Raw genomic sequence first — 12,482 nt, 5'->3', positions numbered from 1 at the left:
CGGTCAGCGGGAGTCTTCGTCGCGATGGGCCGCGCCGAACCGGGAGTCCATCGCGCGGGCCAGCTCCACCCACGTCAGCTCGACGCGCCGCCCGTCCGCGATCCGACGCTCCACCACGATTTCCCCGCCACGCTGCCTCCCGGCCTGGATGCCCACGGCCCACTGCCCGTCGGCCACCATCGCTATGTCGCCCACTGTCCACGGCCGTCCGGCGCCGCGGACCTTGCGCTCCAGCCCGGCACCGTCCCAGTGTCTGCTCGACTCCGCCACGGCCTGCCCCTTCTGCTCTGTACGGCCCTGCGCCGCAACCCGGTTACGACAACCGGCCGCGCCGATCCATTCCCCAGCCCGCCGGCCTCCGCCCTCCTCGACGGCCAGTTCGCCCACGGCAGACCTCACCTTCCCGGAAACGACTACGTACTTCGGCACACCGCATGTCAACGTACGGACCTCGGGAAAACCCGCAGGTCAACGAAGGGACGCCCACTCGTGAACGCTTCCAGCACCCTCCTGCCAGCCGTCGTCCGCCCCGCCGTGGAGGAACGCGCCTGGCTCTCCAGCGACCACTGCGCGAGCCCGGTACTCGAACTGCTCGGCGGGCTCGGCTGGGCGATAGTCGACACCCCGGAGGCCAACGTGCACTGCACCAGCCCGGACGGCCGCGTCTACGTCGGCTGGCTCCCCGAGGACACCACCGCCTGGAAGCGCGGCATCGTCTGGCAGGTCCGGGTCCTCCCCGCCGACGCCGAGCCCTGGATCCAGGAGTTCGGCCTCGATACCCCCTCCGAGGCCGTGGCCGGGTTCCTCACAGCGCTCATCGCCAGCCGCTGAATCACCCGGCAGCCCGTCTTGCACGACCAGCCCGGCCTCGAAGCCCGCTGACGCTCCATCACCACGCTGTCTCACCCGCCCACCTCGCTTCCGGAGGTTCCCCGTGCCCCACTGCCTGACCGTCGGCCACCTGCTCCGCCAACTTCAGAACCTCGACCCCGACCTGCCGATCCGCCTGGCCGTCAACCCCGACTGGCCCTTCGCGCACTACCTCGGCACCGACGTCGTCGTGGGCGACGGCATGGCGTTCATCGCCGAGGACGGCCAAGAGGGCTACCTCCCGGCATCGGTCCGCAACGCCCTCGCCTGGGCCTGACCCTCCGTACCGACCCGTCCAGGAGGCCCCGATCTCACCGCGACCCCTCCCTTCCACCACCCACCCGCTGCACGCCCTCGCCGTGCGGCCCATGCCGCCGGGAGTGCGCGGCGCACTGGTCCAGCGCGTCTCCGCTCTCCCGGAGGGACCGCTCGACGTCTCCTGGCTCCCGGCGGGCACCCCTGAACTCCCGCTCGGCCGTATCCGCCTGCACTGGGAGCCCGCCTCCCGCGCGGGCTGGGACGTCACGGCCCACTTCGGCCTGGCCACCACCGAGGTCCTCCTCGCCTCCTGGCCCGCCGCCCCCGACGACTGGCCGCGCCTGGTCCGCCCCACCATCCACGAGGTGACCGGCCTGTGCGCCGCCCTCGCGGTCGCCACCGTCGCCCTGGACCTCTCCAACCGCCTCGCCGAGGTCTGACCGCAACCGCAGAAGGTCGGGGAGCCCGAGAGGATCTCGCCCTCGGGCTCCCCCGTCTTACGACTCTTGTCGTTCTGGTCACCTGACGGTCGGTTTCGCCCGGGCCCACATTCAGACTGCAAGTGAGCACAAAGAGCCGGGAGTTGTCACTGTCGGGGGCGATGATGACTACTGACGTACTTCTTGTCCATGGGGGGCATGGTGCACCTGAGTCGTATCGCGGTGAGCGGGTTTCGGGCGAGCACGGAGGGCGAGATGGTCTGCCACTTGCCCGGCCGTTTCAGCGTGCTGATCGGAGCCAACGGCGCCGGAAAGACGACGCTCACGGATGCGCTCTACCTCGCTCATCCCAGTTCCCGCTTCCCGGTCCTACCGAGGTACGGATCTGCCACGCTCGCGCTCAAAGGCTCTAACCGCACCATCGATGTGGCGTACAAGCTGGCCGACAGTCTCGCCGAGGAAGGCCGCCTCGGACGTCAGCTGCACGGGGTCGGCCATCAACGGCTCGGTGAAGTCGCCCAGAAATGGGGTGTCACGCTGAGCCGCAGGCTCGGCAGTGTCGCCACGAAGATCGAGGCGGCGCACGGCAGGTCTCTGGACTTGGACCCGTACAAACTCATCTACCTGCCAGCCTGGCGCCATCCGCTGGACGAGCTGGCCCGCCGAGAGACACGGATCCTGGTGGAGCTGCTCCGTGCCGAACAGCAGCGCCAGAGCGGCACCCGGAACCTGGTGGGTCTCCGGGCGCGGGCCTCCCAACTGCTGGAGGAGCTGGCCAAGGAAAACATCATCGATGCTGTCGAGGCGCGGATTCGCGGCTACCTGACAGATCTGTCGGCTGGGGTGAATCCCCAGTGGCCGTACATACGAGGCCAGGTCATCGACGACACCTACCTCGCCCGCGTCTTGGAGCTCATGCTCGCCGTGATGGAAGGACGCGCCTTCGCCCGGCCTCTCGAAGTGTCCGGCCTGGGATACGTGAACCTGTTGCACATAGCTGTGACCCTGGCAGCGATACCTGACTCCACCGAGCTTCCGCAGGACGCTGCCCGGCCTCACTCGGATGTCGCTGATCGGCCGCCCCTCACGGTGGAGGACGAGATCCAGCAGGCGGTCCGGAACCTCGAACAGGCCCAGGCCGACGCCGAGTCGGAGGAGGATTCCTTCTTCGGTACGAAGCCCTTCCACGCAACGGTCGTCATCGAGGAGCCCGAGGCGCACCTCCATCCGCAGTTGCAGCACGCCCTTGTCCGGTACTTGCGCAGGACGGTCAAGCAACGGCCGGAACTGCAGGTCATCCTCTCCAGCCACGCGACGGACGTCATCACGTCCTGTGCCCCGGAGGAACTCGTCGTCGTGCGCCGGACGGCGCAAGGAAGGGTGTGCCGCACCGTCGCCGACGTCGTGCCGGCCGAGCACCGTGACATCACCCTGCGGAAGACCCGGCTCCATCTGGATGCGAGCCGGTCCGCCGCTCTCTTCGCGGATCGCCTCGTCCTCGTCGAGGGTGTCACCGACGCCGCTGTCCTCCGGGAGTTCGGCAGGACCTGGGCCGGTCGGGACACGCTCAAACACGCTTTCATCGACGCACTCAGCATCGTGCACATGGGATGGAAAGTCGGACAGTGGCCGGCGCATCTCCTGGCGACCCGAGGCAGCGAACTATGCACCAAGCTGGCGGTCCTCGTCGACAGCGACCTGCCCTTCGAGAGCGAGGAGCGCAAGAAACCCGGATGGCTCTCCGAACACGACCCCTCGGTCGTCGACGCCTTCGTCAGCCACCCGACCCTGGAACCGTCCATCACCAAGGGCAACGAGCGCTTGATCGCCGCAGCTCTGCGCGAGGTCGGCCTGGACGAGGAAAACGTGACGGCCCGCACCATGTACGAGCTGTTTCGCAGCGCGAAGAAGGGCACGAAGGAGGAGCCCGCGAACAAGGCCGGCCGAGGCTCCAGCAAGAAGGGCGAGTTCGCGCTGGCCTTCGCCTCTCTGCTTGCGGAGGCCAACGAGGCGGACTCTGAGGAAGTGCCCGACCCACCAACAGTCCCCGAGCACATGCGGCAGCTCTTCGACTTCCTGTACCCGTCCGATCCGGCAGCAGATGGCGCCGCGGCGGACGGCAGCGACCCTCTTGAGGCTCTCGACGAACCGGACTGGTTCATGAGGGCCAGCGAACGGGACACAGACGACGTCCCGACTGCCGACGTCGAGGGCCTTTTCTGGCCGGACGAGTTGGAGAGCCCGGAGTGGGCCGACGAAACGACGTACGAACCCGATCCCGACGGACCAGAGGCAGAGGATCTGCCCTGGGAAAGTCTCCAACTTCAGCGTCGCAAACCAGGCGCCTGGCCCACGGCCGCCGTACAGCAGACGACGGGCGACCATGAGTAACTATGGGCCCGGCACCCGCATTCTCACACCCGAACAGGTTCTTGCCGCAGCGAGCCCGCACCGCCTTCTCTACGTAGAGGCTTTTCCTGGTTCGGGGAAGACGACCGTGTCGAACCAGCGTTTCGGCCTGCATCGCTACGCACGTACAACCGATCACCGGGCGGTCGTGGCGGTCAGTTTCACCCGCTCGGCCACCGAGGAGATACGCAGCCGCGTGTCCCGGCAGTGGGGCCCCTCGGCACTGGCATGGCCTCACCGCATCGTCACGCTCGACACGATCCTGAACGATCTCCTCGCCCACCTCCTGCGCTCCGGGATCCTCCAGTGGCCCGGCGGCCACCAGGAACTCGAGGTGCTGGACACATGGCGGTCCCATCTGCCCAACACTTACACCCTTGACAAGCCAGTCCTCACGCTGAACGGCACGCGTATCGTCACCGACTCCGTACGGCAAGCGAGACGGGAAAGCTTCGTGAAACCGGCCTGCTTCGCCTCGGCCGTTGGTGCAGGGCGGTGTACGCACGACAACGTACGCGAAGTACTGCAGGTTGCTCTTCGCATCGAGGGCATCCGCGCCTGCGTGATGGCCTACTTCGCCACGACGATCCGATCCCTGCTCGTCGACGAGGTCTATGACGCAAACGACTTGGACCTAGGGGTCATCCACCTTGCGGCAGACGCGGGCCTCGTCATCACCCTGGTAGGAGACCCGTGGCAGGCTCTCTACGGCTTTCGCGGTGCACGCCCAGAGAACGTCCCCCGCCTCCTGAGCCGACTGGGCTTCCAGCGCAGTGAACTCCAGACCTCGTTCCGCTGGCGTGGCAGCGCAGCTCAGACATTGTTGGCACGCCAGCTGCGCGGCAAGGAGAGGGTAGTCCTTCCCGAAGGGGAGGCACGCGACGTCGATGTCGTCCTCGCACGGCAGTGGAGACTTTTGTGGGATGCCGACCCTCATATCCTTCCTCTGGCCGTCAGGACCAAGACAGGCCAGTTCCAGGAAGCCGTCTGCACCCTGCTCCTGAACGAACTCGCCCAGAGCACCTTCGGCCGGCCGGGCATCGACCTCGTCGATGCCCGGACCAGCCTGGGCATCATGGAGAGCGACACTCTCGCACAGCTGCGTCCGCATCTGCGTAATGCCCTTGAGCGCCTGGCAGGTCAGGGCAATCTCAGCGGAATCTGGACCGACTTGGCATCCACAATGGTCGCTATGACGCCCGTCGTGCCGTCGGAAGGCCAGAAACGGACACCCCGGGCCGCCCTCGCCAAGCTGCGCACGAGGCTCGAGGTCGCCCGTGAGGGGCTGGTCCCCGGCATGACCTGCCACCAGGCGAAGGGGCGGGAGTGGAACCGGGTCGGGGTGAGGCTGGAGGAGACCGACGAGGCCGCGCTCCTGAGAGGTCTCAACCCCACCAACGAAGCCCACCGCGCGCTCTACGTCGCGCTCACCAGGGCACGGCACCTCAGTCTCGCCGTGTAAGAGGTCTTGACAAGGACGTTGGACGTGTTCGTGGGTAATGAGGCAGGTCGCGAGATCGGTGGAGGCTTCACGGACGTCGTCGAGTCGTTCTTCTCTGTCTCTCGGCCTGAAGTTGGGCACGGGCACCGACGTGTGCCAGCTGGGCCTCGTACTTGTGGGCCCAGCCGCCGCGATACTCCATCCGCAGTCGGTCGGCCGTGGTCGCATCCCCGAGAGCACGGCCGATGCTCGACTGCCGGTGTCGCCCGATCAGGGCCGACGGCCGCCAGCAGGGTGGCCGGGCCGGCAGCGAGCACCAGTTACTCCAGGTAGGCGCCAGCGAAGGCGCCGTCGAAGCCGAGTGCGATCAGGCCCTGTCCGACGCTGGGGTACGTCGTCCCGTCCGGGATGGCTATCATGGCGTCGAAGTCGGCGCGGCTGATCTCGGGCTCGAGCCACTGGTTGCCGCAGCGGCAGCGGACCCAGACATTGCGGCCGTGGTTCATGAGCAGCCAGTCGCGCCGGGCCCGGCAGGCCGAGCACAGCACGGGGATGCCGCGCAGGGCCAGCTCCGGCGGGTGGCTGAGGCATCGCGTCGTTCCGGGTCCGCTGGGCGGCTGCGTCTCGTACTGGAGTTGCAGCAGCGGATCACTTCCGGCGGGGGCGGCGGGCAGGACGGGGGGCGGCTCTACGTGGTTGTCGGTCGTTCTGAGCACGAGCGTCATCTCCCGGTCGAGGGCCTTCTCTTCATCCGTAACAGCCGGTGGAATCGGTTGTCCAGGGGTTTCGCGCAGTCGGCAGGCCGATGGCGGGCCTGCCGGACTGCTGGTCAGCGTCGCGGCGGGCGGCTGTGCGGGTCCGATGCGGCGGGCCTCGGCGAGGCCGGGGGCGCGGTCCGGACGCTGGCCGGGTTGGCGGGAGGTGTGGCGCGACCGGTGCCGACCTGCGGGCGTCGAGTGGCTTCGCCCGGGTGGGCGGGGAGCTGGGCGAGGCGGCGCAGTCGCCAGACCAGGACGTCGTTCACGTCCTCGGCCGTGTCGAGTTCGCGCATGGCGATGGCCTCCTGCAGGAGGGCCTTGGGGTCGTGGCCTGCCTGCTCGGCCTGGGCCAGGGTGGCGGCCAAGGCGTCGTTCTTCGTGTTCGTGCCGGGGCGGGTGCTGTTCTCGGGCAGGGCCGCGCGGATGGTGGTCTCGTAGGTGCGGCGCTGGGCTTCGGGCAAGGCTCGCCCCTGGTCGCGCAGGGCCTGCATGGGTGCGGCGGCGGCCTGGCGGTAGGCGGCGCGAAGGTGCTCGGCGGCCTGCCGGGAGGCTTTGGCCTGCTGGGCGTGACCGCGTGCGGAGTGCCAACGGGCGGCGGCCAACGCCACCAGGACCAGGGTGGAGACGAGCATGGCGGTGGTTCCGCCGTCTTCTCCTCGGCCGAGCGCGCCGCCGGCCTGGATGATGCCCCGGGCCGCCGAGCGGATCGCCCGGGTGTCGGCGCGTTCGGCTCGGACGTGGCTGCGGGTGGCGCGTTCGAAGGAGCGAGCGGCGGCGCCAAGTTCGGCGCGGGTGGCGGCCGGGGAGGTCTGGGCGACGGCGTCCAGGAGTTCGCCGACTCCGACGAGTTGGGCTGCGGCTTCGTCGTCGTCGCTGTCCAGGAGGACCGCGGCGCGCTCGGCGACCCCTGTGGCGGTGCGTCGCCCCCGTGCGGGCGGCGACCAGTCCGACCGGCCGCCGTCGGCTTCCCGCATCGTGACCGCGTCGGGGGTTCCGTCGGCAAGGCGGCGCTGGATCTTCGGATAGGAAAGGTCTGGGGCCAGGGTCGAGCCCGCGAACCAGACCGGCTCGCGGTCGCGGTTGCGGTCTCCGGGCAGCGCGACCGTGTAACCGAGGACGTCCCCGGAGGGGGCGTGCCGGAGCTTGACGCGCAGGCCGGCCTCGCGAAGGCGGGTGAAGAACTCGGCTTCGCTGGCGGCTCCGGCGACGGCCTGGCGGACGGCTTCGCGAAGCGTTTCGCGTGGTGTCTCGGGTCGACCGACCCGCTCCGCTTTGAAGCGCTCGGCGCTGGTGGGCGTCTTGGCTCCGGTGCCGTCGCCGGGCTTGAGCCGACGCAGGCCCATCTCCTGTTCGATGCGGCGGCATTCGGCCTGGGCCTTCTTGAAGTCGTAGTTCATCCTCGGGCGGCGCAGGTCGCCTCGGACCATGGTGGCCAGGATGTGGATGTGGTCGTCAGCGTGGCGCACCGCGACCCAGCGGCAGCCGTCAGGATCGCCTTCGGGGGTGAGGTTGACCGCCTGGACCAGGCGGCGGGCGACGGTGTTCCACTCGTCGTCGGTCAGGGTCCGGTCGCCCGGGTCGGTACGGACCGAGCAGTGCCAGACGTGCTGGGCCGGCGCCTTGTCGCCGGCCTGCTTGACCCGCAGGTCTAGGGCGGCAGCGAGCCGGGCGAGGGTGACCTTGGGGTCGGGGTCGGCGCTGGTGTCACGGCCAGGGTCGGGGGCGAAGCCGTCCCAACTGCCGACGAGGTGGGGATCTGTGTGCTCGTCGCGCTTGCCGGGGCCGTACAGGTAGACGAGCAGGCCGTGGGTGCGCGAGCCGCGTCGGATCTTGGGGACCATCAGAGGCGCTTCTTCACCAGGATGTCGGCCGCGTCGTCCACACGGGTCAGGACGCGGTTCACGGTCGTCAGGGCGCGGTCGAGTTCACCGGGGAGGGGCTGTCCTCCGGCGTTGTAGACGAAGGCGATCTGGTTGATGTTGTTGCCGACACGGGAGATGGCGGTGCGCAGGCTGGCCAGCTCGTCAATGGCGGCGTCGAGCTGTTCGTTGGTGTGCACGGTGGTCGATCCGCGGGCGACGGCGAGGCCGGCGGAGGCAAGGAAACGGGCGACGGTGACGGCGCGCTGTTTGGCGGCGGCGGTGATCTCGGTTTTCTCGGTGTCGGACAGGCGGGTGGTCGTCTTGTGGGTGCGCTGGCTCGGGTTGCGGGTGCGTCGGCGCGGCTTGCGGTCGGGGAACGCAGGTTGGCTCGGGCTCTGCTGCGCGCGCGGGGCGCGGTCATCTGCTTCTCCTCCCACGACCGGCGCCCCCTGGTGCCGGGAGTCCGGCTGGTCCCCGTGCGCCCTCGCTCGGGGAGCAGCCGGACTTCCCCCGCTCCCCTGGGCGGGGGCAAGTGCGTACGACGGGCCGTAGGACCGTCGTACGCGACAACTTGCTCCGCCTGGAGCCGAGTTGGGGTCACGCTGCGGTCCGGACGTGGTGGCCGCCTGGTCGTTGGCGGTCACCGGCCCGCCTCCGCATCCTGCTGACGGATGTCGCGGACGATGCCCTCGATCCAGTCCATGGCCAGGACCGGGTGGTGCAGAGTCCAGGGGCGGCTGTGTCGGCACCGTTGCACGGTCCAGGTGTTGTCGGGACCGGACTCGGCTCGGTGGATGTGGCCGCGCTGGTGCAGGACGGTCAGCCAGGTGTCCACCTCGGCGGGTGTCGCGGGCTTCGTGCGCATGGCGGTGCTCTCCGGTTCACGGGAGGACGTCGTGGGGCGGGCTGTCCGGGGCGGGTGACCGGCCGAGGTGTCCGGCTCGGTCACCGCCCCATGGGGTGTGCGGTCAGTTCCGGGGGGTGGTGACCGACTGGCCGTGCTGCTGACGCAGCTGGACCATCAGGGCGGTCAGCGTGTCGCTGGAGAGAGGGATCTGCTGACCGCGGATCGCCTGGGCGACCACCTTGCGGGTCAGCTTGTCCTCGGCCCTGACCGCCGACCGGGCGATCTCCAGCAGCTCCTCGGTGTCCGGGTCAGGTCGCCGGCCACCGGTTGCCCGGGGAGTGTCGTCAGTGACCGGTGGCGGAGTGACCGGCCGGTCAGTCGCCGACGGGAGGTTGTCCGGGTGGCCGTTGACCGGCTCGGTAACGGTCCGTCGGTCACTGACCGCCGGGGTGGTGTCCGGCTGTCCGCCCAGGTCAGCAGCCTTGGTCTCCCTGTCACGCTGGCTGCTGACCGGGCTGCCGCTGTCCGCCGGGGCGCTGCCCCCGGCCAGTGTCCGGGCATCCGGGGTCCGCTTGTCCAGGGACGGGCGGGGCCGGTCAGTCAGGGCGGTGGCCGACTGTCCGGCGCTGACCTGACCGGGCGGCGGCTGCTGGGGGCCGACCCGGTCAGTCCGAGTGACCGGGAGACGCTCGGGCTGACCGGGGCGACCGGCCTGACCGAGGCCATCGCGGTCACTTCGGTCGCTGGCCTTGACCGGCCCCCGGGCGATGAGGATGTACAGGTGCACCGCTCCGGCCAGGGCCAGCGGGGCGATGGTGGACAGCACCGCGACCACCGTGTCTCCGAGCCGCAGCCCGGTGGCCGAGGTGTTCTCTTCATTGAGCCTGACCGCGTGCAACGCGTTGGCCCAGATGCTGGCGGCGGTGGCCGTGCCGAAGAGCGTCCAGACGTAAAGCCGGGCGCGCAGCGGTGCGTCGCGCAGAACCAGCAGGGCCCGGATGCCGTACGCGATGAACCCGTCGATCACCAAGGGGAAGAGGTAAGTCAGCAGCCCCCGCACGTGGATGGCAACGGCCATCTGCTGCAGGGCGTCGTACGACAGGGCGCATCCCGCACCACCGAGGGCGATGACGACCGCGCGGTCCCACCCGGTGACATGCGCCGTGCTCGGCGCGCTCGCGATACTCACGCCGCCGTCCCGAAGTCGTCGCGGCCCAGCTGCTTGCCGTCGGTCTCAGGGGGTGGGGTGTCCTGCGTGGTCTGCTCCAGGTGTCGGTTGCGGATGGCTCGGCGGGTTTCGCGGTACAGCTTCTGGGCGTGCTCCTCGCTGATCTTCAGGAGCCAGGCCAGGCGCTGTTCGGTGAGGCCGTGGCGGTAGGCGGCACGGACGACCGCGCGGCGCTCGGCCTTCGTGAGGTGGACGTCGCGCCCGGCGACTGTGGCGTTGACCCGGCTGTAGTCGAGGCGGCTGGCGATGTTCTCGTGCAGCGGCTCGCGCTCCTCCTCGGTCATCCCGCCCCGTATGCCGTGGGTGTCGCCGCCTTCCAGGGCGGCGTCCAGGCAGGTGCGGCGGACCGGGCACTGGCCGCACAGCGACTTCGCCGCGGCGATCTTGGCGGTCTCGTCGGGCTCGGGGAAGAACATGTCGGGGTCCACCGGGTTGTGCTCGGTGCTCTGGCAGACGGCCTGGTCCTGCCAGGTGTGGTCACCGAGCGACCGGTGGCGGGCAGGGCTGATCGTCGTGGTGGTCATGCGGGTTGCTCCGATCGCTCTCCGCGCGCAGGGGCGTCGGCGGAGGGGTGCGCTGGGTCGGGAGGTGCATGGGGCGGGGCGCCGGAGGCGCGGCCCGGCGGTACGGCCGGCGGTGGGTCAGGCGGCGGGGCGGTGGCGTCTGCGGTCGACCGGCTCGAACTCGACCCGGGTGGTCATCTGCGCGAGTCGGGAGGTGACGCGGTCGCCGAGATAGGCCCGGAGGTCCTTGATCGCCAGGTTGGTGGTGATCAGCGTCGGGAGCATGTGGTTGTACCGGCGGTTGATCAGCCGGTACGTCACTTCCTCGACCCACTCGGACGCCTTGGCCGCGCCGAGGTCGTCGATGATCAGCAGCGGGCACCGGCTGACGTCCGCCAGCTCCCGCTCGCTGTCCACCCCGGGGCGAGGGCGCAGGTCGGCGTACAGGTCGGCGGCCGTGGTCGCGCGCCAACGCACGCCCACCCCGGTCCGCACCAGCTGTCGGACCGCCCCGTACGCCTGGTGGGTCTTGCCCGCGCCGACCACCCCGGCCATCAGCAGGCTCGGGCCGGTGGTGACCTGCCGCCGGGCTCCCTGACTGGGCGCGACGGCCTGCTGGGCGACGTCCCGGACCCAGTCCAGGACCTGCGGATGGTCGGCGACCGCACCCTGGTAGCGCGGGGGCATCGCGGCCAACAGGGCGTCCAGCGGGGAGAAGGAATCGGGCTCGTCGACCAGAGCGGCGACGGCTGCCGGGTCGATGTTGCGGGCGGCAAGGATCCGGGCCATCCGGTCCAGGGTGCCTGCGCTGCCGAGGGTCTGCGGGTCGCGAGTATGGGTGCGCATCACAGCTCCTCGGCATAGGCAGCGGCAGCGTCGACCGGATTGGTCCACGCCTGGTGAGCGGGCACGTTAGGCCGGATTCCCGGCCGCGCCAAACCAGCGGACCGTGCGTTCATGGCGTCGTTGACCAGGCTCGGCAGGCGGCTGGGGTGGCCCTGGATCTCCGCGAAGCGCCGCAGTCCGGCGCGGACATGCTCCGACGCGATGCCCTCGCCGAGGAGCTTCTTGGCGATGCGGCCGAGGTGTCCGATCACGTCGCTGGGCGGACGCTCGTCGCACGCGGCGACGTACTCGCCGATCAGGTCGTTGACCGAGACGGTGGTGGCGGGCGCTGTGCGCCCCGTAGGGAATGAAGATCCAGGATCCAAGATCCTTGATCCAGGCGCCGAGCCCTCTCCGAGGCTTCGGGGAGGCTTCGGGGAGCCCTCGGCGAATGCCTCCCGACCCGCGGCTTTCTTATCACTGCGATCAGGGGCGCCGGCGAGGCCGACCAAGGGGTCCTGCCGGGCGGCCGGGGCCCCGCTCCGGGGGATGGGAGGCGTCGGAGCGGGCTGCGCGGGCCGATCGAGGGTTCGGGGAGCGTTCGGCGAAGTCTCGGCGACACCTCGGGTAGGGGTGGGCGACGCTTCGGGGTGCCGAGTGCAGGTCCCCTTGCAAGGACCGCACCGGGCTGCCGCGTGGTGCTGCGGGCAGGAGGGCAGTCGGGACTGGCTGGGCTTGTCGATCTTCTGGTGCTCGAACCAGGTCACGACATGGAGGTAGCGGCGGCCGTCGCAACCGGTGTACCGGCAGAGCAGGCCAGCGTTGGCGAGCTGCTGGAGGTCGTCCTCGACGTGAACCGACGTGTGCTCGGCCCGCAGGGGCCAGAGCAGCCCCGCGATGATCGCGGCGTTGTCGCGATGGCGGCCGTGGTCGTCGGCCTGGGTGAGGAGGCCGAAGAACGTCCGCTCCGCCTCGACGCTCACCTCGGCGAGCGACTCGGAGAAGAACGCCTCCGGCTTGATGGTCCGGATCCGTGCCATG

General features: G+C 70.0%; 14 protein-coding genes. 5 read left to right on the top strand and 9 right to left on the bottom strand.

Annotated elements, in window-relative coordinates; translation table 11 throughout:
• Positions 1-3: 3 nt before the first annotated feature.
• Positions 4-387: a hypothetical protein gene (locus AQJ91_RS12935; RefSeq protein WP_234382167.1), complete on the bottom strand. Its 384-nt coding sequence runs from the start codon at positions 385-387 to the stop codon at positions 4-6.
• Between the two features lie 102 nt (positions 388-489).
• On the opposite strand from AQJ91_RS12935, the gene AQJ91_RS12930 reads away from it, so the two are divergent.
• The 5 genes from AQJ91_RS12930 to AQJ91_RS12910 all read left to right on the top strand — a co-directional run bounded on the left by AQJ91_RS12930 (position 490) and on the right by AQJ91_RS12910 (position 5,439).
• A complete protein-coding gene (locus AQJ91_RS12930; protein ID WP_067019970.1) occupies positions 490-831 on the top strand; it encodes an SPDY domain-containing protein in 342 nt (113 codons plus the stop codon).
• Between the two features lie 103 nt (positions 832-934).
• Complete coding sequence (locus tag AQJ91_RS12925; protein WP_067019967.1) at positions 935-1,147, top strand: hypothetical protein; 213 nt, start codon at positions 935-937, stop codon at positions 1,145-1,147.
• Positions 1,148-1,238: 91 nt separating this feature from the next.
• Positions 1,239-1,568 (top strand): esterase, encoded by a 330-nt coding sequence (locus AQJ91_RS12920; RefSeq protein ID WP_067019964.1) that lies wholly within the window; start codon positions 1,239-1,241, stop codon positions 1,566-1,568.
• 198 nt (positions 1,569-1,766) lie between these two features.
• The gene (locus AQJ91_RS12915; protein ID WP_159054544.1) at positions 1,767-3,959 is read left to right on the top strand and encodes an ATP-dependent nuclease; all 2,193 of its coding nucleotides are present in this window, start codon (positions 1,767-1,769) and stop codon (positions 3,957-3,959) included.
• The gene (locus AQJ91_RS12910; protein ID WP_079084861.1) at positions 3,952-5,439 is read left to right on the top strand and encodes a UvrD-helicase domain-containing protein; all 1,488 of its coding nucleotides are present in this window, start codon (positions 3,952-3,954) and stop codon (positions 5,437-5,439) included. Before AQJ91_RS12915 ends, AQJ91_RS12910 begins: the two co-directional genes overlap by 8 nt.
• 299 nt (positions 5,440-5,738) lie before the next feature.
• Here AQJ91_RS12910 and AQJ91_RS12905 read toward each other — a convergent pair whose 3' ends face one another.
• The 8 genes from AQJ91_RS12905 to AQJ91_RS12870 all read right to left on the bottom strand — a co-directional run bounded on the left by AQJ91_RS12905 (position 5,739) and on the right by AQJ91_RS12870 (position 12,481).
• Positions 5,739-6,143: a hypothetical protein gene (locus AQJ91_RS12905; RefSeq protein WP_067019955.1), complete on the bottom strand. Its 405-nt coding sequence runs from the start codon at positions 6,141-6,143 to the stop codon at positions 5,739-5,741.
• A gap of 104 nt (positions 6,144-6,247) precedes the next feature.
• Positions 6,248-8,017 carry a relaxase/mobilization nuclease domain-containing protein gene (locus tag AQJ91_RS12900; protein ID WP_067019952.1) on the bottom strand — a complete coding sequence of 590 codons (1,770 nt, stop codon included), beginning with the start codon at positions 8,015-8,017 and terminating at the stop codon, positions 6,248-6,250.
• Positions 8,017-8,475, bottom strand: coding sequence for a plasmid mobilization protein (locus AQJ91_RS12895; protein ID WP_234382164.1), 459 nt, complete (start codon positions 8,473-8,475; stop codon positions 8,017-8,019). Before AQJ91_RS12895 ends, AQJ91_RS12900 begins: the two co-directional genes overlap by 1 nt.
• Positions 8,476-8,678: 203 nt before the next feature.
• Entirely contained in the window at positions 8,679-8,903 is a 225-nt protein-coding gene (locus AQJ91_RS12890; RefSeq protein WP_067020199.1) for a hypothetical protein, read from the bottom strand.
• 103 nt (positions 8,904-9,006) lie between these two features.
• Positions 9,007-10,074 (bottom strand): DUF2637 domain-containing protein, encoded by a 1,068-nt coding sequence (locus AQJ91_RS12885; protein WP_067019946.1) that lies wholly within the window; start codon positions 10,072-10,074, stop codon positions 9,007-9,009.
• Positions 10,071-10,637 (bottom strand): WhiB family transcriptional regulator, encoded by a 567-nt coding sequence (locus AQJ91_RS12880; protein ID WP_067019943.1) that lies wholly within the window; start codon positions 10,635-10,637, stop codon positions 10,071-10,073. Before AQJ91_RS12880 ends, AQJ91_RS12885 begins: the two co-directional genes overlap by 4 nt.
• A gap of 117 nt (positions 10,638-10,754) precedes the next feature.
• The gene (locus tag AQJ91_RS12875) at positions 10,755-11,462 is read right to left on the bottom strand and encodes an ATP-binding protein (protein ID WP_067019940.1); all 708 of its coding nucleotides are present in this window, start codon (positions 11,460-11,462) and stop codon (positions 10,755-10,757) included.
• A complete protein-coding gene (locus AQJ91_RS12870; protein ID WP_067019937.1) occupies positions 11,462-12,481 on the bottom strand; it encodes a hypothetical protein in 1,020 nt (339 codons plus the stop codon). Before AQJ91_RS12870 ends, AQJ91_RS12875 begins: the two co-directional genes overlap by 1 nt.
• Position 12,482: the final 1 nt, after the last annotated feature.

This window comes from Streptomyces dysideae (assembly GCF_001514305.1).
Classification (GTDB): Bacteria; Actinomycetota; Actinomycetes; order Streptomycetales; family Streptomycetaceae; genus Streptomyces; species Streptomyces dysideae.
The sequence above is the reverse complement of the archived record's forward strand: the minus strand, read 5'-3'. Positions and strand labels throughout refer to the sequence as shown.

Excerpts from the sequence above, each read along its gene's own strand:
- AQJ91_RS12915 (WP_159054544.1), top strand. The coding sequence starts at position 1,767 with ATGGTGCACCTGAGTCGTATCGCGGTGAGCGGGTTTCGGGCGAGCACG.
- AQJ91_RS12920 (WP_067019964.1), top strand. The coding sequence starts at position 1,239 with ATGCCGCCGGGAGTGCGCGGCGCACTGGTCCAGCGCGTCTCCGCTCTC.
- AQJ91_RS12890 (WP_067020199.1), bottom strand. The coding sequence starts at position 8,903 with ATGCGCACGAAGCCCGCGACACCCGCCGAGGTGGACACCTGGCTGACC.
- AQJ91_RS12880 (WP_067019943.1), bottom strand. The coding sequence starts at position 10,637 with ATGACCACCACGACGATCAGCCCTGCCCGCCACCGGTCGCTCGGTGAC.
- AQJ91_RS12905 (WP_067019955.1), bottom strand. The coding sequence starts at position 6,143 with ATGACGCTCGTGCTCAGAACGACCGACAACCACGTAGAGCCGCCCCCC.
- AQJ91_RS12875 (WP_067019940.1), bottom strand. The coding sequence starts at position 11,462 with ATGCGCACCCATACTCGCGACCCGCAGACCCTCGGCAGCGCAGGCACC.
- AQJ91_RS12870 (WP_067019937.1), bottom strand. The coding sequence starts at position 12,481 with ATGGCACGGATCCGGACCATCAAGCCGGAGGCGTTCTTCTCCGAGTCG.
- AQJ91_RS12900 (WP_067019952.1), bottom strand. The coding sequence starts at position 8,017 with ATGGTCCCCAAGATCCGACGCGGCTCGCGCACCCACGGCCTGCTCGTC.
- AQJ91_RS12910 (WP_079084861.1), top strand. The coding sequence starts at position 3,952 with ATGAGTAACTATGGGCCCGGCACCCGCATTCTCACACCCGAACAGGTT.